Annotated in this window: 17 protein-coding genes; 12 read left to right on the top strand and 5 right to left on the bottom strand. The window is 40.3% G+C overall.

Annotated elements, in window-relative coordinates:
• Positions 1 to 6: 6 nt before the first annotated feature.
• Genes GVK91_RS04290 through GVK91_RS04265 form a run of 6 tightly spaced genes read left to right on the top strand, consistent with a single transcriptional unit; the run spans position 7 to position 6586 of the window.
• Positions 7 to 1749 carry a TonB-dependent receptor gene (locus GVK91_RS04290; protein ID WP_153845654.1) on the top strand — a complete coding sequence of 581 codons (1743 nt, stop codon included), beginning with the start codon at positions 7 to 9 and terminating at the stop codon, positions 1747 to 1749.
• Positions 1750 to 1789: 40 nt separating this feature from the next.
• On the top strand, positions 1790 to 3235 hold the full coding sequence (locus GVK91_RS04285) for an SPOR domain-containing protein (protein ID WP_159727207.1): 1446 nt from the start codon (positions 1790 to 1792) through the stop codon (positions 3233 to 3235).
• A 31-nt stretch (positions 3236 to 3266) separates the two neighbouring features.
• Positions 3267 to 3974 (top strand): MotA/TolQ/ExbB proton channel family protein, encoded by a 708-nt coding sequence (locus GVK91_RS04280; protein WP_046672749.1) that lies wholly within the window; start codon positions 3267 to 3269, stop codon positions 3972 to 3974.
• Positions 3974 to 4384, top strand: coding sequence for a biopolymer transporter ExbD (locus GVK91_RS04275; RefSeq protein WP_046672748.1), 411 nt, complete (start codon positions 3974 to 3976; stop codon positions 4382 to 4384). Before GVK91_RS04280 ends, GVK91_RS04275 begins: the two co-directional genes overlap by 1 nt.
• Positions 4385 to 4442: 58 nt before the next feature.
• Positions 4443 to 5270, top strand: coding sequence for an energy transducer TonB (locus tag GVK91_RS04270; protein ID WP_075994214.1), 828 nt, complete (start codon positions 4443 to 4445; stop codon positions 5268 to 5270).
• Between the two features lie 11 nt (positions 5271 to 5281).
• The gene (locus GVK91_RS04265) at positions 5282 to 6586 is read left to right on the top strand and encodes a folylpolyglutamate synthase/dihydrofolate synthase family protein (RefSeq protein WP_159727205.1); all 1305 of its coding nucleotides are present in this window, start codon (positions 5282 to 5284) and stop codon (positions 6584 to 6586) included.
• 113 nt (positions 6587 to 6699) lie between these two features.
• Here the strand turns inward: GVK91_RS04265 and GVK91_RS04260 are convergent, their stop codons facing one another.
• Positions 6700 to 7719: an asparaginase gene (locus tag GVK91_RS04260; RefSeq protein ID WP_088162974.1), complete on the bottom strand. Its 1020-nt coding sequence runs from the start codon at positions 7717 to 7719 to the stop codon at positions 6700 to 6702.
• 12 nt (positions 7720 to 7731) lie between these two features.
• Entirely contained in the window at positions 7732 to 8499 is a 768-nt protein-coding gene (locus GVK91_RS04255; RefSeq protein ID WP_159727203.1) for a TatD family hydrolase, read from the bottom strand.
• Between the two features lie 362 nt (positions 8500 to 8861).
• On the opposite strand from GVK91_RS04255, the gene GVK91_RS04250 reads away from it, so the two are divergent.
• From GVK91_RS04250 to GVK91_RS04240, 3 genes are read left to right on the top strand one after another with little or no spacing between them, the layout of a single operon-like run.
• Positions 8862 to 10256 carry a TolC family protein gene (locus GVK91_RS04250; RefSeq protein WP_235032757.1) on the top strand — a complete coding sequence of 465 codons (1395 nt, stop codon included), beginning with the start codon at positions 8862 to 8864 and terminating at the stop codon, positions 10254 to 10256.
• Position 10257: 1 nt separating this feature from the next.
• Positions 10258 to 11214, top strand: a complete 957-nt coding sequence (locus GVK91_RS04245; protein ID WP_159727201.1) for an HlyD family secretion protein — start codon at positions 10258 to 10260, stop codon at positions 11212 to 11214.
• 11 nt (positions 11215 to 11225) lie between these two features.
• The gene (locus tag GVK91_RS04240) at positions 11226 to 12398 is read left to right on the top strand and encodes an ABC transporter permease (protein WP_088162972.1); all 1173 of its coding nucleotides are present in this window, start codon (positions 11226 to 11228) and stop codon (positions 12396 to 12398) included.
• Between the two features lie 79 nt (positions 12399 to 12477).
• Here the strand turns inward: GVK91_RS04240 and GVK91_RS04235 are convergent, their stop codons facing one another.
• From GVK91_RS04235 to GVK91_RS04225, 3 genes are all read right to left on the bottom strand, one after another.
• Positions 12478 to 13500 (bottom strand): FKBP-type peptidyl-prolyl cis-trans isomerase, encoded by a 1023-nt coding sequence (locus GVK91_RS04235; RefSeq protein ID WP_159727199.1) that lies wholly within the window; start codon positions 13498 to 13500, stop codon positions 12478 to 12480.
• Between the two features lie 23 nt (positions 13501 to 13523).
• Positions 13524 to 14534: a bifunctional oligoribonuclease/PAP phosphatase NrnA gene (locus GVK91_RS04230; RefSeq protein WP_075994208.1), complete on the bottom strand. Its 1011-nt coding sequence runs from the start codon at positions 14532 to 14534 to the stop codon at positions 13524 to 13526.
• A 118-nt stretch (positions 14535 to 14652) separates the two neighbouring features.
• Positions 14653 to 17292: a hypothetical protein gene (locus GVK91_RS04225; RefSeq protein WP_159727197.1), complete on the bottom strand. Its 2640-nt coding sequence runs from the start codon at positions 17290 to 17292 to the stop codon at positions 14653 to 14655.
• 411 nt (positions 17293 to 17703) lie between these two features.
• Here GVK91_RS04225 and GVK91_RS04220 point away from each other — a divergent pair, with 411 nt between their 5' ends.
• The 3 genes from GVK91_RS04220 (at position 17704) to GVK91_RS04210 (ending at position 21708) form a co-directional block, all read left to right on the top strand.
• The gene (locus tag GVK91_RS04220) at positions 17704 to 18093 is read left to right on the top strand and encodes a DUF423 domain-containing protein (protein ID WP_046672738.1); all 390 of its coding nucleotides are present in this window, start codon (positions 17704 to 17706) and stop codon (positions 18091 to 18093) included.
• Between the two features lie 241 nt (positions 18094 to 18334).
• Positions 18335 to 20818 (top strand): primosomal protein N', encoded by a 2484-nt coding sequence (priA, locus tag GVK91_RS04215; protein ID WP_159727195.1) that lies wholly within the window; start codon positions 18335 to 18337, stop codon positions 20816 to 20818.
• 233 nt (positions 20819 to 21051) lie between these two features.
• Positions 21052 to 21708 (top strand): protein-L-isoaspartate(D-aspartate) O-methyltransferase, encoded by a 657-nt coding sequence (locus GVK91_RS04210; protein WP_075994205.1) that lies wholly within the window; start codon positions 21052 to 21054, stop codon positions 21706 to 21708.
• The last annotated feature ends 67 nt before the right edge of the window (positions 21709 to 21775 follow it).

The raw sequence follows: 21775 nt of genomic DNA, 5'->3' as shown, positions 1-21775 counted from the left end.
GATACAATGATGAAGTTGCAAAATAGAAACGTGAAGAAATATACTTTAGCAGCGCTTTTGATGGGCGTGGGATTGAATTCTTTTGCACAGGAAACAGGCAAGAAGAATGATCCTGAGAAACCGGTCACTATCGATTCTTTTGATGTTGTTCGTGATTATAAGCCAATTCTTGCGGATGCAGTGAAAATCCGCCGCAGTCCGGATATGACCAATAAAAGGGAATACCAGCCCAAATTGTCCTACAACAATATTTTGGATAAGAAATTGGATATTAATACCGGTTTGAAACAATTGAATGTACAGGAGATTCCTTTTGCACAACCTTTTGAACATAGTAGCAACTATGTCAAATTTGGTATCGGTAACTATAACAGTATATTGGGCGAGGCTTATTTAGCTTCTGAACAGTTTGAAAATACACGGTTTGGTTTATTTGCAAAGCATTTGAGCCAAAAGGGTAATATTGACGGACAAAAGTTCAGTACACAGGATATCGGTATCTTTGGCCGTCGTGTATTGGATGCGGTAACCGTTAAAGGTACCATCGGATACAATCGTTATGGCACAAACTTCTATGGCCAGACTTTTGATCAATCGGGAACAACCTTGTTGAATACGACTCCAGATAAACAGACCTTTACAGATATCTACTTGAATGGAGAGCTGTCAAGTAATGTGGATCCAAAAAATGAGCAAGCATTAAGCTATTCCGCAAAAGTTGATGGTTATTTGTTTAAAGACGCTTATAAAGCCAAAGAAAATTCCATCGCATTATCCGGTTATTTGAACAAACGCCTAAGTGCATTCAATGTTGGTGCGAATTTGAGCGTGACAATGAATAATGTGAAAGATAGTGCTGAGGTAAAAAATCATTTGGCGGTCATCAATCCATATATTCGTTTTAAGGGCGACAACTATAACGTAACCTTGGGTGCGAATTTAACTTCTGAATTTGGCGATAGCTCAAGATTCAATATTTTCCCATCCGTAGAGGCTGATTTTGCTTTGGCACCTGAATATATCTCTTTGTTTGCCGGAATTAATGGGGGAGTGAAACAAGCTTCTTTCCGTAGTTTCGCTAAAGAAAATCCGTATTTGGCTCCTAACGCTAAAATGATAAACTCGATTGAGAAAATGAATGTTTATGCGGGTTTAAAAGGAAATGCTGGCGCAACATTTGGTTATAAAGTAAAGGTATTCTACAAGCAGATTGAGGGATTGCCTCTATTTAAAAATAGTGCATTTGGCGATATTCAAAATGGTTATGTTCCTTGGGCGTTTGATGTCGTTTATGATGGCGTGATCAATAAAGCTAAACATATGGGATTGGAAGGAGAAATCAATGTACGTCTTTCACAACTGGTTAATCTGGGTGGAAAAGTGTATATAGACGATTATAAATTGAGTGATGAGGAAGAAGCATGGGGATTGCCAAAATTCCGTATGCAGGCTAATGCACGCTTCAATATCTCCGATAAATTTTTCGTAGATGCTGAACTTTCTACACAAGGAAACACCTATGCGTATATTTATGATTATAACGCAGATGGCAGTCGTGTTGACAACAGTGGACATAAGGCAACAATAGCGTCGTTTGCTGATCTTAATGCAGGCGCAGAGTACCGAATCAAAAAGCAATTTGGTATTTTTGTCAAAGCAAATAATATCTTCGGAAAAGAATACGAACGTTATATGTATTACCCAAGATTGGGCTTTAATGTAATTGGTGGTCTTAATTATTCGTTTTAACGAATTAAGATTATAAATTTGCATCTTAAAATAGTGCGCGATGAATCTAGGCAAAAACATCAATAGTTTATTAAAACGTTATGCGGAAGTATACGTGCCCGGAATAGGTGTGTTCAAACGAATTCATTCTCCGGCTCAGTTCGATAAACAAAATAATGTGTTTTTGCCGCCAATTTCTTATGTTGAGCTGGACTATTCTGCTCAACATGGATTTAATATTGTTCATTATATCCAACAACAGGAAAACTTGGGCCTCAATCAGGCGCAACAGATCTTGTCGGAAACTGTTGATAACCTGCGGGCCGATTTAGGTCAGTTTGGACAGGCTAAACTCGATGATCTTGGCTTATTGATTAGTTATGGTGCAAGTTTAGTCTTCAAACCCTTAGACTTGTCGGGATTCGATTTCCAGCCGGTTACAAATCTTGTTGCACCAGCGATTGAAACAGTTGTTTCTTCTTTGGAAGAAGCCAAAGAAGAAGAACTTACGACCTTAGCTGTTGAAGAAGACCCTGTTGTAGAAGAAGATCCGATGGTGGAAGCCGATCATAACGTGGAGCCTGCCGAGGAGTCTTTGCCGGATACGGCAGATCAAGACGAAACGATCGAGGTTGAAGAGGTCAAAGAAGAAGTGGAATCTGCAGATCAACCGCTTGTGGTAACGGGTCTAGTAGCAGAGGAGCTTTCTCCGGAGACAGAACCGACAAGTGATCGTACCGATCTTGAAGCTGAAGAATCGTCGATAAAGAAAGAGGAAACTGAGCTGTCTGAACTTGTAGATGCACCTGTAATAACTGATAGCCATCTATCTGCACCTCAAGAAGAAAACACTTCAAAAAGAGAAATCGGTGCTATTGCGTCGGCTAACGCCAATTCAACATACGCCCCAAATATCTATGAGGAAGAGCCGCGTAATTCAAATGCGATCTGGTATTGGATGACTGGAATTATTGTGCTGGCAATGGTTGCTGTTGCGGTCGTTTACACCAATCCTGCGTTGAAGGATTCGTTATTTGGGTCGACCAAACCTGTTGTAAAAGCGGCAGATACCCTTATTCAACAAAAGCCGATCATACCTGCCGATACATTGTCCAATAAGTTGCAAGCCGATAGTTTGAAGAAAGTTGATTCATTGGCTAATCGCACTGTGACAGATTCTGTTAGAAAGACAACAACTGTACCAGCAACCAATGCGGCTTCAAAACCTCCGGTTTTGGAAGCAAATCCTGTGATCAAAGAGTCTATTCCTGTTGCTCAACCCAGATATCAATTGGTAATAGGTTCTGCAAAGACAATGGCACAAGCAGAGCAGGAAGCCAAGCGCCTTCGGGAAATGGGCTACAAAACAGCACGTGCTGTAGAGGGAAAGTTTAAAAAAAATAGAAAGAAAATCATCTTAAACACCTACATGACAAAATCGGAGGCAGACCTCGCTAAGAAATCTGTAGAGAAAAAGATTGAAGGTGCTTGGGTAGATCCCCTATAAAAGTTAAAACTATATAAAACTGTTAATAATTATGTCATTAGTACAAGATACAGCACGGGCTGCTGTGGATTCGTTTAATCAAGCTGCACAACAACCATTACCTGCTGCTGCGCCTACAGAAAACATGAGTTTGATCGATATGATGATCAAAGGGGGATGGATCATGGTTCCAATCCTACTGTTGTTCTTTATTGGATTGGTTATCTTTTTTGAGCGTTATTTGACCATTCGTCGTGCCGCAAAATATGATAACAGCTTAATGTCGCAAGTAAAAGCAAATGTTTTGTCCGGAAACCTGGATTCGGCATTAGCTGTAGTTCGTTCAAGTAACTCAGCTTTGGGACGTATGTTGCAAAAAGGCTTATTGCGTGTCGGCAGACCGATCAAAGATATTGAAGGAGCGATCGAAAACGTGGGTAAATTGGAAGTTGCCAAGTTAGAAAAGAATATCAATATTTTGGGTATTATTGCTGGTATTGCCCCGATGCTTGGTTTCGTAGGTACGATCTTTGGAGTAATTAAGATTTTCCACGACGTGGAATTAGCTGGTGGTATTGATATTGCTTCTGTATCTGGGGGTCTATATGTAAAAATGGTGTCTTCTGCATCAGGTCTTGCGGTGGGTATCTTAGCTTATTTGGGCTACCATATCTTGAATATGATGGTGGAGCGATTGATTTTACGTATGGAAACGGATGCAGTAGAATTTATTGATTTATTGGATGAACCCGGAAGATAATGAACTTACGAAGTAGAAAAAATAAACCATCTGCGGAAGTACATACTTCAGCGCTGAATGACATCATGTTTTTCTTGATGTTGTTCTTCCTGTTGGCTTCTGCAGTTTCTAATCCGCAAGTGGTGAAGCTATTGTTACCAAAGTCAAGTGCGGGAGAACAATCTGTTGCTAAAAAGACCGTCACGGTATCGATTACAAAAGATTTGGGCTATTTTATTGACAAAACTCCAGTTCCCATTGAAGGATTGGAAGCAGCAATTCAATCGCAAATGGCTGCGGGTGAGGAAGTGACAATTATGCTCTATGTCGATAATACGGTTCCCATTCAAAATGTTATTTCTGTAATGGATGTAGCTAATCGATTGAAGATTAAAGTGGTATTGGCAACAGAACCAAAAAAAGATAAATAGGAACAATTAAACTTTTTTTAAGTTTATTGGTCAGCTATTAATATAGGAGATTAATGCGATGAGATATCACCTTCAACATGAAGAAAATAATTTCCCCAAAGCATTGGGGATATCGACTTTGGTCATGGCATCGTTGCTCTTGATTGGATTTTTTGTTGTTTTTAAAGCTCAGGCACCTGATGAATATGGAATGGGGGGAATGATCGTCAATTACGGTACTTCACCTGAGGGAATGGGAGATGACTATATGAGTGTTGAGGAACCATCGGTGGATCCCAATGCCAATAATGAACGCCCTGACCGTATTGATCCTGTTGAAACACCTACCCCAACCCCAACGCAGCAAGTTGCGGAGAAAGCGGTTGTCACACAGGATTTAGAAGATGCCCCTGCGGTAACAAAAACTGAAAAGAAGGTCGTTTCAAAAGCACCGGAAACAACCAAAGCTGTAAAAGAAGTGGCACCACAGGCCAATGCCAAAGCGCTTTTTAAAGGCAATAAAAATAACGGTACTGGGGCTGGTGATGGTACAGGGACAACTCCTGGAAATCAGGGTTCCAAACTGGGTGATCCTTTAGCAAGTAACTACGGCGAAGGTGGATCTGGAAACGGTAACATGATGTTGTCTATTGAAAACCGAAGTTTTACGCAACGGCCAAGTATCGACGATAATGGACAGCAAGCAGGAAAGGTTGCTGTGGAGTTTAGAGTGAACAAGCAAGGGGTTATCACCTATGCGCGTGCTGGTGTAAAAGGAACGACGATTACCGATCCATCCTTGTTGGAGAAATGTGAGCGTGCTGTACGTGGCGCCAGGCTAAACCAATTGCCGAATGCTCCTGACTCCCAAACAGGACGGATTGTATTCAATTTTAGATTAAGATAAAAATCATTCACATGAATGCTTATAATGAGGCAATCGAGTATCTGTATACTCGATTGCCTATGTTTACAAGGGATGGCGCCTCTGCCTTCAAAAAAGACCTTGACAATACCATCAAACTTTGCGCTGCTTTGGACAACCCACAGCGAAAATTCAAAACATTACATATTGCCGGTACAAACGGAAAAGGATCCACCTCCCATATGTTGGCCGCTATTTTGGCCGAAGCAGGATATAAAACCGGCCTCTATACTTCACCACATTTACTGGATTTCAGAGAACGTATTCGTGTCAATGGTCAGTTATGTGAGAAAGAATTTGTTGTTGATTTTGTCAATACCCATCGCGAGCTGATAGAAGAAGTCAGTCCATCGTTTTTCGAAATTACTGTAGCGATGGCTTTTGATTATTTCGAGAAGAATAAGGTTGATATCGCTGTCATTGAAGTCGGCCTTGGCGGACGTTTGGATAGCACCAATATTATTCAGCCTTTGCTGTCCGTAATTACCAATATCGGTTTTGATCACATGAATCTTCTTGGTAATACATTGGCGGAAATTGCTGGCGAAAAAGCGGGAATTATCAAAAGAAATACACCTGTCGTTATTTCGGAATATGCTGAAGAGACAGCAGCTGTGTTTTTAGATAAAGCAGCGATCGAGCATGCACCGATCCAATTCGCTTCCGACAAGTATGAGACGAAAATGCTGGACGTGGACCAAGATTATTTGACGGTACAAGCGACGGATACTGCAGGTCATTCAGCAGACTATCAACTGGATTTAAAAGGCTCCTATCAGGTCAAGAATCTCGCTGGCGTCCTGTTAGCTGTGGATGAATTACGTCAGCTGGGCTTTGAGATCAGTGATCAACATGTGCATCAAGCGCTAAAAAATGTGCAGGCAACCACAGGAATTCAAGGCCGATGGCAACAATTGTCGAAGGATCCATTTATCATCTGTGATACAGGGCACAATGAGGACGGAATTCATGAAGTGCTCAAAAATTTGGCTACAACAGCTTATGATAAATTGCACTTTGTGATAGGGGCCATGCGCGATAAGGATTTATCACATATGTTGCCCTATCTACCCAAGGATGCAACCTACTATTTCTCTGCTCCGGATATGCCACGTGCAATGCCATCCGAGGAGTTGCGGAAAGAAGCTATGGAATTTGGTCTAACGGGGCTTGATTATCCATCGGTAGGAGCTGCGTTTGATGCAGCAAAAGAAGCGTATCAACAAGGGAACCTTATTTTTGTTGGCGGAAGCAATTTTGTTGTTGCGGAAGTGCTTGCTAGTTTGACGCAGGAATAAGAAAATCACCGTTCCTCGCAAATAAATCTGCGGGAGAAATTCATAGAAACCGATCACAAAAAGGGAGCTGCGTGAAGTGCAGCTCCCTTTTTGTGATTTTGTACCGTTGGTCATTAGTCATTGATCGTCAATTCACCACGGATATCCTTTTCAATCCAATAGGCGACCTCTTTTTGATCTTCTAACTCACCTTGAAGATACATTAATTTGGTTACTGCCGCTTCGAATGTAAGGTCGTAGCCATTGAGCACGCCGATGGATTTAAGTCCTTGTGAAGTCTCATAGCGACCTAATTCAACAGACCCTACTTTACATTGCGAAATGTTGAGGATATTTTTACCCTGTTCAATTGCTTCCTTCAATAGATCCAGAAACCACGTGTCGGTGGTTGTATTGCCCGATCCGAATGTTTCCATAACAATGGAGCGGACATCGGAATCTAGGACTGCTTTGATTGTTTGCGCAGAGATCCCCGGAAATAATTTCAATACGGCTACCCTATTGTCCAGTTTGGTATGTAGGATAAATTCTTTATCAATATTATTTAATAAAGCATCTGTATTATATTTGAGGTGAATACCTGCTTCAACCAATACGGGATAGTTTGGCGATCTAAAAGCCTCAAATTTGGCCGAATTATATTTAAATGAGCGATTGCCACGGAATAATTTATTGTCGAAAAGAATGCATACTTCTTGGATAATGGAGATACCATCCTGCTTCGCAGAGGCTATTTCCAACGCTGTCATCATATTTTCCCGGGCATCCGTTCGAATTTCCCCAATAGGCAATTGGGAACCTGATAATATGACCGGTTTTTGGAGCCCTTCCAACATAAAGCTCAATACTGAGGCCGTAAAAGCCATTGTATCGGAACCATGTAGAATAACAAAACCGTCGTAATCTGCATAGTTATCCTTAATAATTTGTGCCATTTCAATCCAGATCTCAGGCTTCATGTTCGATGAATCGATAATGGGTTCGAAAGAGTGCACGGTCAGCTTATAGTCTAAGCGACTTAAATCAGGGAGATTACGTTTGATCAATTCAAAGTCGAAAGGAACGAATGTTCCTGTTTCATCTTTAACCATTCCAATGGTCCCACCTGTGTAGATAATAAAGATATTATGCATTGAGTTTTGAAATTATATACCAAATATACGTTTTGAATTTTCTGTTGTGATTTCGGCTACCTTTTCGATGGAGATCTGGTGAAGGTCAGCTACCTTTTGTGCGACGTAAACCAAATAGCTACTTTCATTTTCTTTACCGCGAAAGGGGACAGGAGCCAGATAAGGTGCATCTGTCTCCAGAACAATATGTTTTAAATCGATTTCTTTGACCACCTGATCTAAGCCCGCTTTTTTAAAGGTAACGACTCCGCCAATACCAAGAGCAAAACCTAAATCGATAGCCTGGTGGGCTTGCTCCAGGGAACCGGTAAAGCAGTGCAGAACGCCAAATAATTTGTCGTCGTGAAGTTCTTCCAATAATTCGAACAGTTCAGTGAAGGCTTCCCGGCAGTGGATATCGATCGGTAAATTTAATTCCTTAGCCCATTGAACCTGAGTTCGAAAGGCATCTTTTTGAATTTCAAGCGTGCTTTTATCCCAATAAAGATCCAGCCCGATCTCACCTATGGCATGGACTTTGTGTGTTTCCAAGCTCTTTCGGATGGTTTCTAACTCTTCCACATAGTTTTCCTTTACATCGCAGGGATGTAATCCAAGCATCGGAAAACAATGTTCTGGATAAGCTGCTACGGTATCAAATACAGGTTTTATGGAAGCGCTATTCACATTCGGCAAAAAAAGGCGTTGTATGCCATTATCGAAGCAACGTTGTAGATGTTCTTGCAGTTTTTCGGTTCCTGCATGGTAATAAATGTGTGTATGTGTATCTGTAAGCAACATAGTTTTCTGCGTGGAGGCAGCGGGTTAGGGTAAAAACTTGTTTTTGTTATTATCGAATAAAGTGGTAGACTTAATTACCAAAATTTCAATTCGATCTCCAAAGATAACTTATTAATTAGCAAAAATGAAAATTAATACAGGATTCCTTCTACAGAAACGAATTCCTTTTTTTGTATCTTGGAAAAGCTAACAGGTGGAGGTCAGTCCTTCATGTCATGGAGACATTAGCAAAGATTGTTATTGGCCGTTGAAAAGATACGTTTAATTAAAAAGAGTCAGAAGTCAAACATACCGTACGATTTACTGTTAAACAGATAAAAGAGGTGGTTGTTGTCCTATTTTTACAAGAATAAATGAATCATATGATGAATAAGAGGTTATGCCTGGGTTTATTGACTTTGGCGTCGGTTATGTTTTTAAACAAACTACATGCGCAATCATTGATTGACCCTTCGGTAAAAGATATTATTCAAAAAGCCTTTCAGACAAATAAAGAATTGAAATTGAAGGCTTACGAAGTCGATAAAGCACGTCTGGAAGCCGATGGAGTAAAAGCAAACCGGCTGCCACATGTCTCGGCACTCGGGCTATACGGTTATGTACATAGCAATGGGAGTATTGATATTCCTACAGTTAATATCCCTTTATTGAACTTAGGCTTGTTTGAAGGAGCAACAGGATTTAGTATGCATGGGCAAGCTGCCTATGCGGGGGTGTCTGTAAAGCAGATTATCTTTTCGGGATTGCAGATTCCGAATGGAATAAAAGCATTGCAAGAAAAAGCTGTGGCTCAACAATATTTAGAATCGGCCGGTCGAGAGACACTTTCAAAGGATATTATTGCCTCTTTTGATCAGCTGATGTTGTTGGATGAGGTGGATAAATTGATTGTAGATTCTGAAAAGCGATTAAAGAAAGAACAGGAAAAGGTGAATAAAGCGATTCAAAATGGCCTTGCAATACCTTATGATAGAGATAAATTGAAATTGGCCTTGCTGGAGCTGGAAGAGAAAAAGGTAGAGGTTTCTGGCAATCGGGATTTGTTGTGTCAAAAGATCGAACAAGAAACAGGGGTATCTTTTCAGGAGGTTGGCGGAATTCATTATGGACTTAAACCTATATTTTTGTTGGATCTTCCACGTGATGTCGAACAAAGATCCGAATTGAAAGCACTAGATGCTTCCTCAAAAGCGTATGAGTACCTGTATAAAAAAGAAAAGGGGGGAGCTCTTCCTGCTGTCTTTGCCTTTGGATCCGCAAACTATCTGAATGTATTCAACTCCAAACTCACGGTGAAAGACCAACCGCTATTTGGTACAGTCAACTTACCGCTTAATTCCATCAAGGGGAGCCCCAATTTAATGGTCGGTGTAGGGGTTAAATGGGATCTCTATACGGGAGGAGAGCATCATAATAAGATAAAGCAAGTTAAACTCGATCAGCATATCAATACGACCAAGCGAGAAGATGCGCAAGAAAAATTAAATTTATTACTCAGCAAAAATACCGTTACCTATACGACAGGCAATCAAAAGTTGAAAGTGGGGGAACAGCAGTTGAAAGTTGCCGAAAATAACCTTTCTATGGCTGTTAAACAGTACCAAGCGGGCTTAATAGATGTTACTGAGTTATTGGCTGCTGAAAACGATTGGTACAAAGTTAATTTGGGTTATTTTAACAATGTTTTGCAGCAACGTACAGCTGCAGTTGAATTACTACATACATCAGGAAAATTATTACAAACTATACATGAGTAACATGAAGAATTTATATGGGATATTATCTCTGTCTATTTTTGTTTCTTGTACAAATCAAGTGAAAGAGAAGCCTATTGAAGGGAAGGTGGAGCGAGAGCAAGTGACGGTTGTGACAAAGGTTCCGGGGAAAATTGCGAAGCTTCTGGTTGAAGAAGGTGACTTTGTGCATGCGGGGGATACCTTGGCTATTTTGAGTATTCCCGAGGTAGACGCTAAAGAAGAGCAGGCAAAGGGAGCGCTGCAGTCTGCTGATGCACAATATAACATGGCAGTCAAAGGTGCTACGAAAGGGCAACTCGTGCAATTGCAGGCGAAGGTAGATGGACTTAAAGAACAATATGAATTTGCGAAAAAATCAATAGGTAGGCTGGATGCCCTTTTGCAGGACAGCCTGATTCCGCAGCAAAAGTACGACGAGACCTACGCCAAATATCAGGGGGCCAAAAATCAATATCTTGCAGCACAGGCTGAATTAGCTGAAGCAAGGGGTGGGGTTAGACAAGAACAGCAGATTATGGCTTTGGGGCAAAAAGAACGTGCACTGGGAGCGGTATCTGAAGTCAATGTTGCTGCACAGGAGAAATATGTCATTGCTCCACAAGACATGAGTGTGGAGACGATTAATCTGAAAGTCGGTGAATTGGCGATGGCAGGTTATCCAATTATAAATGGTTTTCTCGATCGATCGACTTATTTTAGATTCACATTGCCCGAAAATAAAATGGGAAAACTTCAAAAAGGAGAGGCCGTGGAGGTAGAAATTCCTTATTTGAATCACAAAAAAGTGAAAGCAAAGGTGATTAGTATCAAAGCCTTAAATTCGTACGCAAGCATTGCCTCAGCTTATCCTGATTTCGATCCGCAACAGGCTGTGTTTGAATTGAAAATTGTTCCTGAAGATGTTGCCGGTAGCAAAGATTTGTTAACAAAAACGCTTGTGGTTCTCCATGCGAATTAAAGAGCTTGACTGTGAAAAAATTTTTAGAATTGATCCAACGGGAGTTTAAGCTCTTCTTCAATAATAAAGTGCTATTGATGCTTTTTCTAGGTGCACCTGTATTGTATGGTGTATTGGTGGGGCACGTTTATCAACAAGGTAAGGTAACTCAGATGCCGGTCATTGTGGTTGATGAGGATAATAGCCCCTTAAGCAGTTCATTTATTGATATGCTTTCGGATAATGAGAGTATTGAAGTTGCCCGTGTATTACCGTCCTTATTTGATTCAAAAGATATTGCCATGCAATATGAGGCAACAACGATTGTACATATTCCCAAGGGTTTTGCATCCGGAGTACAACAGGGGCGTTTGCCCGAAATGACTGTTTTTGTAGACGGTGCCAATACATTGACCTCCAATACCGCCATGATGGCTGTCAATGTGTGTGCCTCGACGTTGAAAGCGGGCATACAGATTCAGGCGCAAATGAAACGTGGTGTTCCGGCAAAGATCGCTGCGCAGCAGTACGAACCATTTAAGACAACTTTTGTTAAGCAGAATATTCGAAGTGGAAATTATCTGTATTTTATGCTACCGGGAGTTCTAATTACTGTGCTGCAACAGGTCTTGCTCTTAGGCTTGGCTTTGTCCTTTTCCTCAGAATTTGAAGGCAATACATTTCCGGAACTTGTACGTAAAATCGGTAATCCTATCGGACTTATTCTTGTTAAGATATTACCATATGTTTTGATGTCTGTCGGTATCCTGGTTTTATATTGGGGTTTTGGTCAATATTACCGTATGCCTTTGCAGGCCGAATTTGGTCGCTTTGTACTGTGCACTTTCGTCTTTTTGCTCGCCGTGTGTTTTATAGGTGTACTCGTCAGTATTCTACTGCCTTCGCAGTTGAAATCGACGGAAGTCCTTATGGTAATTGCGACGCCAGCATTTATCTTGAGTGGCTTTACCTGGCCTTCGAGTCTAATGCCAGGCTGGGTGCAGGCAATAGCAAATGTAATCCCATCGACCCATTATCTGCGAATTTTTAGGTTAATGTTTATTCAGCATGCTGAAAATTACCATACCGATAAGGCGCTGATCGCATTGACCATCATCATGATCATCAGTTTTATATTGGCGGTAATAATACTATGGCTGAAAATACGGAAGATCAAAAAAGAAGATAAGAAGATTAGCGTATAGTGAATAAAAATACGAACAACAAAAAAGCGGTTTCATCTCGATGAAACCGCTTTTTTGTTAACTGAAATTTACAGTCGAATTATTTTTTTGCTGCAGGAGCTTTAGTTGCAGGAGCTGTTGCCGCTGGAGCAGTAGTTCCAGTAGGCGCTACCATGCCTGGAGTTGTTGCTGTAGGAGCAGGAACTTTTCCAGGTTTGATATCCAATACTTCTACTTCAAATACTAAAGGAGCATATGGAGGGATAACACCTGAAGGGCGATCGCCATAAGCCAAAGATGAAGGAATGACTAAAGTTGCTTTTGTACCTTTGTTAAACAATTGGAAAGCTTCAGTCCATCCAGGGATCACACCATCAACACCTAATTGGAATTTTAATGCTTCATAAGGACGTTGAGGGTTGAAAATTTTCTCTTTTTTAGCTACATCTGGAAGGTTTGTATCAAATACTTTTCCTGTAGTTAATGATCCTACATAGTTCACGTGAATAGAATCACCTACTTTTGCATTTGCTCCTGTTCCAGGTTTAGTAATTACATATTGAAGACCTGAAGCTGTTTTAGTTGTTTTCAAGCTTTTATCCTTGATGTATTTTTCAAGTTTAGCTGGTTCAGCTGCCTTGTGTTTGTTCAATTCTTCTTCAAAATATTTCTGAACTTGTTCACCCAATTGTTGGTCTGTTAACTTTCCTTTTTTGAAGTGTTTTTTGACCTTGATCGAATAAACAATAAACTTATCTGCGAATTCTGGTTTTGGTTGATGCGTTTTAGCAGCCATAGAATCCAAATTGATTTTGAATACCAAGCTATCGCCTTCACCTACGTATTTGAATAAACCAGTAGGGTCACCTGGATTTTTTGCGATGATACTATCTGGATATAATTGAACGATTTGAGGGACTCCCATGTCATACGTACTTTGCATTGTAGAATCTCTGTCCGTTTTCACAACCATGTCAAGTGCTAATAAATCGCCTGATACTGCTTTTTCTTTTGCATTATCATCTACGATTTTATACTCAAGACCACCTTCAGCCTTTTTGAATTTTTGGCATGACGTCATCAAAAGACCGGCAGCCGCGAAAAATAGAATTGCTTTCTTCATTTTCTAATGTATGTTACGATATCTTATTTTGTTAATATTTCTTTATAATTTGGTAAAACCGATTTGAATTTTGCAATCACTGCTTCGAGGCTTTCTTTCGAATTACCTCCTGAAGCGTTAAGATGCCCCCCTCCATTGAAATACAATTTACAGATCTCATTGCAAGGAACTTCTCCAATCGAACGCAAAGATAGTTTAATTTGTTCATTTCTGTCAATAATTAAAGCAGCCAATCGAATTCCTTTGATAGAAAGGGCATAATTGACTAATCCTTCGGTATCACCGGTGATCACTTCAAACTGAGTGAGATCCGCTTTGGTTACATGGATAATGGCGGTGTTATATTCATGGATAACCTCTAGACGATTCAATAAACAGAACCCTAAGAATTTCAGGCGGCTTTCTGACGAGCTATTGTAAATCTCTTCGTGAATAGCCCAGTTTTGTGCACCGCAATCAATGAGTGATGCAATGATGCGGTGAATTTCAGCAGTGGTAGAACGGAAGCGGAAAGAGCCCGTATCGGTCATAATACCGGTATATAAGCATGTCGCCATGTCAGCACTGATATGGTCTGGATCTTGCATCTCATGGACTAAGAAGCGATAGATCAATTGTGCAGTCGCTGCAGCAGATGGATCCCAAAATGCGTAATCTTCAAACCCTTCCGGATCTAAATGGTGATCAATCATGCATTTGATTCCTTTCGCTTGACGAATAGGTTCACCCATTTCGTGAATCCGGGCAAGGCCATTAAAATCTAAGCAGAAAATTAATTCAGCTGCGTCAATCTGTTGATTGTGCAGGTCAATATCCTGCGTATAAATTTGTACATTTTCTAAGCCAGGTAACCAATCCAAAAAGGCAGGAAAGTCTGACGGTACAATGAGATTTACGTGGTGTCCTTTCGCGGTCAACCAAAAATATAATCCTAAAGATGAACCCAATGCGTCCCCATCTGGTTTGTAGTGCGTTGTAATTACAATACGTTTTGGTTCAGCTAATAATTCTTTTAATTCTTCCGATTTCAGCATAGTCATATTAAGTCTGCAAACCTACTATAAAAAAATTAAATTAGACAAATTTTTTATAAAGATCTTTTAGCATCTTATAGCGTTTGGTTTTGATTTTAAAAAATTGATTTTCAGGTTTTTAAAACTTATATACATAGATCTTGAAATCCCGCTTCATGCAGATTAAATAATTGGCATTGTCGCCATAGTTAATCGGTCCATAATAGAACTTTGAAAAACCTTCTACAGGGAATCCCTCCTGAACCAGGCCATCAGATCCGAAGACATAAATCATGCGGTTGTCGGTTCCTACGCCTATGATATCAGATTTACCTATTCGTTTGAAAAACAAGGGTCTGTTACTGGCCTCTTCGATGAATTTATATTCAAAGTAGGAAGAAGAGTCTCTTGAACTGTAGGCATTCAGTTTGTTGTTGGCTAGAATAACAAAATCTCTGTCTGCTCCACCGCTAATGTCTTCAAAATTAAAGAAAGCATCTTTGCCCCAGTCACCCAGTTTTATTTTTTTTGTTTCGCCTTCGAAAGGAATTTTGAATACACTACCTTTATTGTTCGCCAAGTAAATGAAGGAGTTCTTTTCATCCGAGGCCGCAACTAAACCAATTGGATTTTTAACACTTTCTCCATCGGTATCCAATGTTTTTTTATGGATGACCTTACCATTTTGATCAAAGAAATAGACGGAAGCAGTGCTTGTCCCGGCAATAATATAATTTGTCTGTCCCAGGCTGGTTGTTTTTAGATCGAATAAAATTCGGCCATCAACGCTATTATTTTCAAAGCCATCCACTTTTTTGCCATCGAGGGTATACGCAAGAATTCGGTCTGTTGCCGGAATGTAAATACGTTGCTCCTTATTGAAGGTGGTGATTGTAGCCCCGTAAGTTGCCGAGTATGGAAGTTCAACGGAGAAGCCAGTCCTGTTTTTACCATCGGGCATAAAGCGATATAAGCGGTTTTTCGTGACGGCGACAATACTGAGATCCTGTAACTGAATTGGCTCGCCCAAAATTTCACCTTGGAAGAGGTTTTGCCAAAGTTCTTTTCCATCCGGCGAAAATGCATGTACCGTATGATCTTGTTCTTGAATCAGGATAAACTTGTTCTTCCCATCTTGATCGAAAATCCAAGGTTTATTGATAATTCGGTTATCCAGCTGGACTGTCCATTCTGGTTTGCCGCCTAGTCTCGTATCACTCTTAAAGAGGGCATATAAACTAGACGAAAATGTGCCCTGATTGCCACTCAACTGATAAGACCAGGAATAGAAATTTTGAAATCCATATTCATCCTCATCTTTAAAGTTCTTTGCAAAATCAGCTTTTAAGTTATCCAGAATATTGCTTTTACCAGCTTTAGGTTCTAAATAGAAAGTCACGTTACTGCGGCTATTCTGCAATGCTGCATGATTTTTGAAAATAGCCGTTCCGGAAAGAAATTGCTTTTCCCGGAAAGATTCCCGATAGTCTCTCAAGATGCCCGTCCGTGTAGCTACTACCATAATGTTGTCTACAATGGTGAAATATGGTCGGGTAAAGCTTTTGAATGGCTCACCAAATAGCGCATGTAAGAGATTCGAATATTTAAATTGATAGATTGAATCACCTACAGATGAACTGAATTTCTTGAGATTATCAGCAAACTGCGTTGAATCCGAAATGCTGATCAAACCTATTGCATCCTGATTATCTAATTCCGCGAGCGCAAATTCATCGTTGAAAATTGGCGCGATGATACTGTCAAATGATACTTTGCTGTCTTCTTCAAAGTTCTTTATACTTTTAGCCAATCGACCGTCTTCTTTTTGCTGTACCAACAAGGCTTTCAGTCCGCTTCGAAAACTATGGGGATCTGAAATACTAAAGTCTATATAAGATGCAGCATTTTTAGGAAGATAATTCCCCAGAGCTTGCACTTGAGCCGTCTGCGTTGCAAATAACTGTAGGTAGCTATTTTTGCTCGCCGTGAGATCTGTTTCACCCTTAAAAATAAAAGCATCCTTTTTGAAATTCATGTTCCAGGACGTTTGGCCCTTCAGCGAATCGATTAAGTTGAGATAAGTGCCAAATTTGGATTTCATCAATATTCGAGCAATTTGCGACAATTGTTCATTGAAAAAATAGAGACTAAGTGGCGTGTTTTTATTGTTATGGTTTACGAAGAACTCGATTTGTTTGGTACTTATTTTCTTAACCTGTTTATCAAAGATCTGGGAAAGTACCTGTTTGGAGTAGCTGGCGAAAATGATTTCGTGGGAATAAGCGCAATAAAGTGTACTATCCTTGCTGCCTTGATTAAGCCCATAAAATCGTTGCCCTAAGGTGTCAAAAGGTTGTATTTTGTAGTTTTTACCGACGTTTTCAAGCAATGTTGCCAGTGAGTTATTATCAATGCTTTGACCAACCTGAACGCTGTATAGCGGAGTAATCTGGTCTTTTTCCTGGTGAAAAGAGAGCAATATTTGCTGCCCCGCTACAAGAGGCGCTAACTGTTCACTACGTAATAATTCGTCTTTAAGACGCTCCAAGTTACCAAAATTGCGTTGACCTATAATGGCTTTAAAGAGCTCATAGTCATTGAAGATCGTATCAACAGTCTGATCATTGGCAAAGGAGGCAATTGCTAATGTACTTTCAGGAAGATATTGTAAAGCTTTAGAATCTTGTTTATTGTTTTTATTGAAGTCTCCAAAAAGATAGATCGTGGCCGCGATGACCGCGATGAATAATATAACAGTGATGATGATTGTTTTTTTCATCCTTTTTATTTTTTTCAATGCCTGATAGGAACTCGAATAAATCGTCACTACCACGCTGGTCGATACGATTAAAAATCCAGTTTAATCAGAACAACTATTTATGAGGTACTTATTTTCTTGTCAGCAGATAAGTACACTAAACTTGTTTTTTTAATAGTGATGAAGCCATCATGCGGCAGATGTTTATCAAGGATATACAAATCTTGCACCTCGTTCAAGATTTCGGTGAGCTGCACGATGCTCATGATGATTCATACGTAAAACAAACCTAATAAAAATATATGGGAAGAGATAGAAAATCGTTCCTATAATGCGCCTTTGTAATATAAATTTAACAAAAAATTCCTTATTTTGCTCTGTTTTTAATACATTTATCGCTAGAAACTCATTTTCAGCATTCACTTTAACATAATGAATAAGAAAATCATTTTAGCCGCTTCGTTGTTGGGAGCATTAGCTGTAATATTAGGCGCCTTTGGTGCTCATGGTCTAGAAGGAAAGGTAAGTACATATCATATTGAAACTTGGAAAACTGCAAATCAGTATCATTTCTATCATACCTTCGCCCTGTTATTTTTATCTACTTTTTCGCGAGCAAAGACGTACTCCATTAAAGTATCATTTATAGCTTTCCTCATTGGTATACTTTTTTTCTCGGGATCGTTATATGTCTTAAGCGTGCGCGAAATAACCGGCTTTGGAAATCCGTCTATTTTAGGACCTATCACCCCTTTGGGAGGATTGTCGTTAATCGTTGGCTGGGTTGCTTTATTTATTGCTGCGCTAAAAAACAAATCGTAATCCTATTTAATTGCCTATGTTCATACGAAATCATATTCGTATCTAATCATAATGGAGCCTTCTTGAATAGATTTCAGGAAGGCTTTTTTAGGTTGCAATTGATTGACCTGTGGTCTCTTGGTTTTTTCACTCCGATATCGCTTTGAGGCCGTATGGTTGTTGTCGGTTTTATGTATCTCCGGGGTCGTTTGACCTCTTTTCCTGAAGGTTTTTTTGTACTTTTATACCATAATTTGAATTTATGTCCAATCCACAATCTACGATTTTTAGTGAAAGAGATACGCTGTTTGTTGATGTTGTCCTACCACTAGCATTGGCAAGAACATATACCTATCGTATTCCGGTTGACTGGAATGATCGTGTGCAGGTCGGTGTACGTGTCATTGTGCAATTTGGGAAGAATAAGATCTATTCTGCGGTTGTGAAGTCAATTAGTCAGGAGGCGCCAAAGCACTATGAAGCAAAGTATATTTTGGACATCATTGATGACAAACCCATTGTTAATTTGGCTCAATTTAAACTTTGGGATTGGCTAGCCGATTATTACATGTGTAGTTTGGGCGAAGTCATGCAGGCTGCGCTGCCTTCGGCATTGAAGCTGGCCAGTGAGACCAAAGTCGTTTCATCGATTGCGGCAGATTTTGACCGTTCTACACTTTCAGATAAAGAGTATCTTATCATCGAGGCTTTGGAGGTGGCGGGAGAACTTAAAGTCAATGATATTGTGAAATTGCTGGGACAAAAAACAGTCTTCCCCATATTGAAGCAATTATTTGACAAAGGAATTGTTCTGATTTCTGAAGAGATTACAGAAAGATATAAACCCAAGACCAAAGCATTTTTACGTTTTGCTCCCGACTTTAGAAATGAAGATGCAAAAAGAGAATTGTTGGATAGCTTAAACCGTGCGCCAAAACAACAAGATGCGGTATTGGCATTTATGCAGCTGGTCAAAAAAAACGAGGAGATCACGCGGCCCATGTTGGCTGAGGCCTCGGGCTGTGGTAACGGTGCTATTACGGCTTTGATTGACAAAGGTGTTTTTGAAATAAAGGAAAAGGTTGTTTCCCGGTTCCAGGGGGAAGATATTGAACTGGATGCCAATTTTCAATTTAATGAAAACCAGCAAAGGGCCTATACTGAAATACAAGAGTCGTTTGAAGAGAAGGAAGTTACCCTGTTACATGGTGTTACTGCTTCGGGAAAAACACAGATTTATATACGACTTATCGAACAAGCAATCGCTGCGGGAAAATCAGCCCTCTATCTACTGCCTGAGATTGCGCTGACAGCACAGATTACGGCGCGTTTAAAGCTGCATTTCGGCGATAAATTGGGGGTGTACCACTCCAAGTTTAATGATAATGAACGTGCCGAGGTATGGCATAAAGTAATGAAAAATGAATTTCAGGTCGTGATTGGGGCCCGTTCTTCAGTTTTTCTGCCATTTCAGGATTTAGGGATTATCATCGTTGATGAAGAGCATGAAAGCTCCTACAAACAGTTTGATCCAGCCCCACGTTACCATGCCCGCGATACGGCTATTTACCTCGGGTTTCTACATCAGACCAAAGTGTTATTGGGATCAGCGACGCCTTCTTTGGAAAGTTATTACAATGCCAAGGCTAAGAAGTATGGTTTTGTACAACTGCTTGAGCGTTATGGCAACGCACAATTGCCAAGTATTGAGTTGGTGAATATTCCCGAAGAAGGAAGAAAAGAAAATATGTTTTCCTATTTTTCTGGCACCTTGTTAAAGGCAATTGAAGAAGCCGTAAAAAATAAAGAGCAGGTTATATTATTTCAAAATAGACGTGGGCACACGACAATGATCCAGTGTAATACCTGTGGATTCGTTGCAAAATGTGTCAATTGTGATGTCAGCTTAACCTATCACAAGAGCTCTAATATGATGCATTGCCATTATTGTGGTCATGTGGAGCCTCCACTTCGTGTTTGTCCCGCCTGTGGAATGCCGCATATCGAAAGTAAAGGGTTCGGTACAGAACGGGTAGAGGAAGAGCTTGAAATCCTGATGCCCGAAATTCGCATCGGTCGTTTGGATCTGGATTCCACAAAAGGTAAATACGGTTTCGACAAAATTATCACGGCTTTTGATGAGCATGAATTTGATGTTCTTATTGGAACGCAAATGGTCGCTAAGGGGCTCGATTTCGGAAGAGTAAGCCTCATCGGTGTTGTCAATGCAGATACGATCATTAACTTTCCGGATTTCCGTTCTTATGAACGATCTTTTTCGTTGTTTTCCCAGGTAGCAGGACGCGCAGGTCGGCGTGAAGCAGGCGGAAAAGTGATCATTCAAAGCTACACCACGAATCATCGGGTGTTAGAACAGGTGGTCAATAACGATTATGAAGGGATGTTTATGACGGAAATTACAGAACGAAAAAACTATCTTTATCCTCCTTTCTACCGGCTTATTCGGATTGATATTAAACATATGGATTTTCAGAAATGTTATGATTCGGCCAATCGTTTTGCCTCGGCGCTGCGTCAACAATTGGGTGCAAGGGTATTGGGTCCGGAACCGCCTTTAGTTTCACGCGTGCGGAATAATTTTATCCAGACGATTACCTTGAAGATTGAACGCACAAATATTAGTATTGCAAAGGTCAAGGAATTGATCCGTTCGGTTCTCCTGGATTTTGAAATAGATAAAACCAATGCTGGTGTACGCGTTCAGGTCGATGTAGATCCATATTAGCGACAGCTATTACCCATATAGCTTTTAAAGACTTGCGTTTTAGGTAAAGTTAAACCATATGCGCTTATCGTTTTGTTCGGTCCCAAATTCAAGAGGTCAGCGTAGATTGGGCATAAGGACAGATGATTTGGAAAATAAAGCAAATTGACTTGAAAATGTGTACTGTGTTGGTATTGAATTATTTGTGATTAATTCTGCTTAATGTGCCTTTTAAAAGGTAAATTTGAAACATCATGGCGTACAAGTTTATTGATAATTATCGAGAGAAAGGTGCTCGTAAGAAATTGGTTGAACATCTTAAAAGCCGGGGGATTGCGGATCAGAAAGTATTAGATGCCATTGGCAAGGTACCACGACACTATTTTTTTGATGAAACATTCTGGAATCAGGCCTATCGGGACATTGCTTTTCCAATAGGTGACGGGCAAACAATTTCACAGCCGTATACCGTCGCCTATCAATCTGAACTGCTCCACGTCAAAAAAGGAGATAAAGTACTGGAAATTGGCACCGGATCCGGATACCAAACCTGTATCTTATTGGAACTTGGCGCGGACGTGTATACCATCGAACGTCAGGAAAACCTATATCAACGAACCATTCAAGTGTTGCCTTACATGGGCTATAAACCGAATTTCTTTTTGGGCGATGGCTCCAAGGGAATTGAAGAGCACGCTCCTTATGACAAGATTATTGTAACTGCGGGTGCGCCATTCGTGCCAGAGGTTATGTTAAAGCAGCTGAAAATGGGCGGAATTTTTGTGATCCCTGTAGGAGACGAAAAATCGCAAAAGATGATGACGATCATTCGTGTGGGTGAAAATGATTTTGACCGTATCGAATTGGATACTTTTCGTTTTGTGCCTTTGGTGGGTGATCAGGCCTGGTAGGATATCCATTCAACCAGCTCAAACGACTTCCCCCAAGGTCTTTAAGCGACACCAAAACATCCATGAT

The organism is Sphingobacterium sp. 18053 (assembly GCF_902706145.1).
GTDB lineage: Bacteria > Bacteroidota > Bacteroidia > Sphingobacteriales > Sphingobacteriaceae > Sphingobacterium > Sphingobacterium paramultivorum.
The sequence above is the reverse complement of the archived record's forward strand: the minus strand, read 5'-3'. Positions and strand labels throughout refer to the sequence as shown.

Excerpts from the sequence above, each read along its gene's own strand:
- GVK91_RS04290 (WP_153845654.1), top strand. The coding sequence starts at position 7 with ATGATGAAGTTGCAAAATAGAAACGTGAAGAAATATACTTTAGCAGCG.
- GVK91_RS04285 (WP_159727207.1), top strand. The coding sequence starts at position 1,790 with ATGAATCTAGGCAAAAACATCAATAGTTTATTAAAACGTTATGCGGAA.
- GVK91_RS04280 (WP_046672749.1), top strand. The coding sequence starts at position 3,267 with ATGTCATTAGTACAAGATACAGCACGGGCTGCTGTGGATTCGTTTAAT.
- GVK91_RS04275 (WP_046672748.1), top strand. The coding sequence starts at position 3,974 with ATGAACTTACGAAGTAGAAAAAATAAACCATCTGCGGAAGTACATACT.
- GVK91_RS04270 (WP_075994214.1), top strand. The coding sequence starts at position 4,443 with ATGAGATATCACCTTCAACATGAAGAAAATAATTTCCCCAAAGCATTG.
- GVK91_RS04265 (WP_159727205.1), top strand. The coding sequence starts at position 5,282 with ATGAATGCTTATAATGAGGCAATCGAGTATCTGTATACTCGATTGCCT.
- GVK91_RS04260 (WP_088162974.1), bottom strand. The coding sequence starts at position 7,719 with ATGCATAATATCTTTATTATCTACACAGGTGGGACCATTGGAATGGTT.
- GVK91_RS04255 (WP_159727203.1), bottom strand. The coding sequence starts at position 8,499 with ATGTTGCTTACAGATACACATACACACATTTATTACCATGCAGGAACC.
- GVK91_RS04250 (WP_235032757.1), top strand. The coding sequence starts at position 8,862 with ATGATGAATAAGAGGTTATGCCTGGGTTTATTGACTTTGGCGTCGGTT.
- GVK91_RS04245 (WP_159727201.1), top strand. The coding sequence starts at position 10,258 with ATGAAGAATTTATATGGGATATTATCTCTGTCTATTTTTGTTTCTTGT.
- GVK91_RS04235 (WP_159727199.1), bottom strand. The coding sequence starts at position 13,500 with ATGAAGAAAGCAATTCTATTTTTCGCGGCTGCCGGTCTTTTGATGACG.
- GVK91_RS04230 (WP_075994208.1), bottom strand. The coding sequence starts at position 14,534 with ATGCTGAAATCGGAAGAATTAAAAGAATTATTAGCTGAACCAAAACGT.
- GVK91_RS04225 (WP_159727197.1), bottom strand. The coding sequence starts at position 17,292 with ATGAAAAAAACAATCATCATCACTGTTATATTATTCATCGCGGTCATC.
- GVK91_RS04220 (WP_046672738.1), top strand. The coding sequence starts at position 17,704 with ATGAATAAGAAAATCATTTTAGCCGCTTCGTTGTTGGGAGCATTAGCT.
- priA (WP_159727195.1), top strand. The coding sequence starts at position 18,335 with ATGTCCAATCCACAATCTACGATTTTTAGTGAAAGAGATACGCTGTTT.
- GVK91_RS04210 (WP_075994205.1), top strand. The coding sequence starts at position 21,052 with ATGGCGTACAAGTTTATTGATAATTATCGAGAGAAAGGTGCTCGTAAG.